Source organism: Bacillus sp. TL12, from assembly GCF_022625245.1.
In the GTDB taxonomy this organism is placed as follows: Bacteria; Bacillota; Bacilli; order Bacillales; family Bacillaceae_G; genus Bacillus_A.
The window spans coordinates 1-2347 of the sequence record NZ_JAJJBY010000120.1; the positions used below are offsets into that span (position 1 = coordinate 1).

Annotated in this window: 2 protein-coding genes and 1 pseudogene; 1 reads left to right on the plus strand and 2 read right to left on the minus strand. The window is 32.4% G+C overall.

Going from position 1 to position 2347, the window contains the following annotated elements; translation table 11 throughout:
* The first annotated feature begins 332 nt into the window (after positions 1–332).
* A complete protein-coding gene (locus LOK41_RS27785) occupies positions 333–563 on the plus strand; it encodes a hypothetical protein (RefSeq protein WP_241819322.1) in 231 nt (76 codons plus the stop codon).
* A gap of 590 nt (positions 564–1153) precedes the next feature.
* Here LOK41_RS27785 and LOK41_RS27790 read toward each other — a convergent pair.
* Both LOK41_RS27790 and LOK41_RS27795 read right to left on the minus strand, forming a co-directional pair.
* Positions 1154–1807, minus strand: a complete 654-nt coding sequence (locus LOK41_RS27790) for a MarR family transcriptional regulator (RefSeq protein ID WP_241819323.1) — start codon at positions 1805–1807, stop codon at positions 1154–1156.
* A 212-nt stretch (positions 1808–2019) separates the two neighbouring features.
* Positions 2020–2347, minus strand: a pseudogene (locus LOK41_RS27795) (plasmid recombination protein); the annotation flags it as partial.

Here is a 2347-nt window from a genome sequence, read left to right on the forward strand (position 1 = left end):
CCAAAACGAGTGGCTACCATTTCTGTTATAGATAAGTATGTATATGAACTATCATGACAATCAGGTTATTAACTAAATTAGAACTTCCGCTAACAAGAATTATGTAAATAAGCTGTCCATATGGGCAGCTTATTGTATTTTTTGCTTAGCATGGTTTTTTCCAAAATACTAGTGATACTCCTAAAAGAACATTTATCGCTAATCTACCATGTAAGAACCTATTTTCTTACATTTTCTATGGTAAAGTAGAAAATCATATAGCAATCTATATCAGATAAACAATCTTTTTCATATAAATATATTAACTCTGTTAATGAAAGGAGTTGATTACTATGGCCTTTGAAACCAACTGTGCAACCTGTGAGGGAGATAATACTATTCTTAGTGTTCATACTGGAAGAATTGACATTGAATTGCTCGGATTGAATGTAGAAGTGTGTCCAATTTGCATTAGAGTATTTACTTCTGATGGATCTCCATTAACTCCTGCACAAGATGCTCAAGTACAACAAATCATTTCAGCTATTCAAAATCTACAAAATAGCTTCGTCTCAAATCCATAATAGGGCGTTATATTAACTCTCTATGAATAAACATTCATAGAGAGTTTTTCTATTTTTTTAAGGTTGTATTCTTGTCTTTTGATCTAATATTTGCTTTTTGGCTAAAGTGCTGGCTCGTCGTGTGGGGACGAAACCCCACGTATTAAACGTATCGAATTTTGGATAAGAACTATTTTTTGAACGAATAATCTAAGCGGTTCGGCTCGTATAATTGCTAATCCAAGTCGATAACCATTGCATTGCTTTTTGTCTGTCGGCTTGGCGAGAAAAGCACACGAGCCGAAAAAAGTTTTGCAAGGACAGAATCAAAAAGAAAAGGCGATAGCATTTAGGTGAGGATTAACGAACCGACTTTTTGATTTTGAGGGTGGAGATTTTTGAGTGGTTTTCTCAAAAATACTACCCGTTCCTTGCGGAACTTTTAGCCCTATATATAAGAGTGAGATAGAGAAAATATAAAAAGTCAGTAATAGCAAGGGTTTATACGATGTAGGGTGTGAAAAAAAATTCACACCTGTGTGAATTTTTTTTCACACCTAGAAAATGGAAAATAATACAAAAAAGAAAGATGTCAATAGTAAAATTGACATCTAGAATAAATAAATTGGTAATTTATGTTTTTTAGTATCGCCCTTAACCTTAAAATTTCTTAATGACTTTTTAAAAATATGTTGAGTTGCTCTATCAACACTATCCTTAGGAGAACAACACATAATATTAGGATTTACAAACCATGTACGACTTGTGCAAATCCTTCCATCATCAGTTGTCATTCCTGCTTCTGCAACCCCTAAAACACCTTTCTTTAGCAAAGAATTCATTGTTTTAGAAACACTTTCTCTTGTTTTACCAAGCTTTTCAGCTAAATAGCTAGGTGTTGCTGCATTAGTATCAATTTCATTATCATTATTGCTTTTTTCAATAATTACATTAGTTTTAAATTCTAAATAAGAAGAAATCTGCAATAAAAACGCTTGCTCTGCATTAGTGAAATATCCAATACCATTTAAATATTCCATATTATCCATTATAATCTGCACAAATCTCACCCGATCCGTTGGTTTTTTCTTTTTTGCAATGAAATATTCTTCTCCGCCAGTCGCCTTACTTAATAACTGTAAGAGCATTGCTTTCTCTTCTTCTGAGTAACCACCGGCTTGCAACTGATCATAAATACTATCAATCTTACCATCTCTTAATTTCGCTTTTTTTTCAGCTTGTCCAAAATCTACAACTTTTGTCATAAAATAATTCTCTCCCTTAGTGGAAGGAATCAACTTTTATATGTTAGAATGTATATAGAATATATATTGGTTGATTCCAACCTTATTATGAAAAACCGCCTGTCCGCCAAGACTTTGGGCGGTTTTTTCGTCTTTCTTTATAATAACATGAAATGCATTGTTAAAGGTTTCCATCTATTAAAAATCAATTCTCTTTTTCGCCATCATCACACCTATCTTTCCATATCAAAACCTTGAGATCTACTCATTTCCCTCTTATGTTCACGTTCAAATTGATTATCTATTCCCTTGCTACCTAATTCACTATTAACAAGCCCTCTAAACGCTTTAAATCGCTCTCCAATAACTTTTTTTGACAGGTTATATAAAACTCTTATATTTTCCCTCAAACCCCTTATATGAGCTTTTAAACTGTTTATTTCAATGTGTAATTCTTTATTTTCTTCTCTCAATTCACGATTTTGTTTATGAGAATGATTTAAAGCAAGATTATTACCCTCTATTGTTTCTTCTAAATATTTATTATCTGCTCGTAAACTC

Bases quoted from the DNA above. Each gene is read 5' to 3' on its own strand.
- LOK41_RS27790 (WP_241819323.1), bottom strand. From the start codon at position 1,807: ATGACAAAAGTTGTAGATTTTGGACAAGCTGAAAAAAAAGCGAAATTA.
- LOK41_RS27785 (WP_241819322.1), top strand. From the start codon at position 333: ATGGCCTTTGAAACCAACTGTGCAACCTGTGAGGGAGATAATACTATT.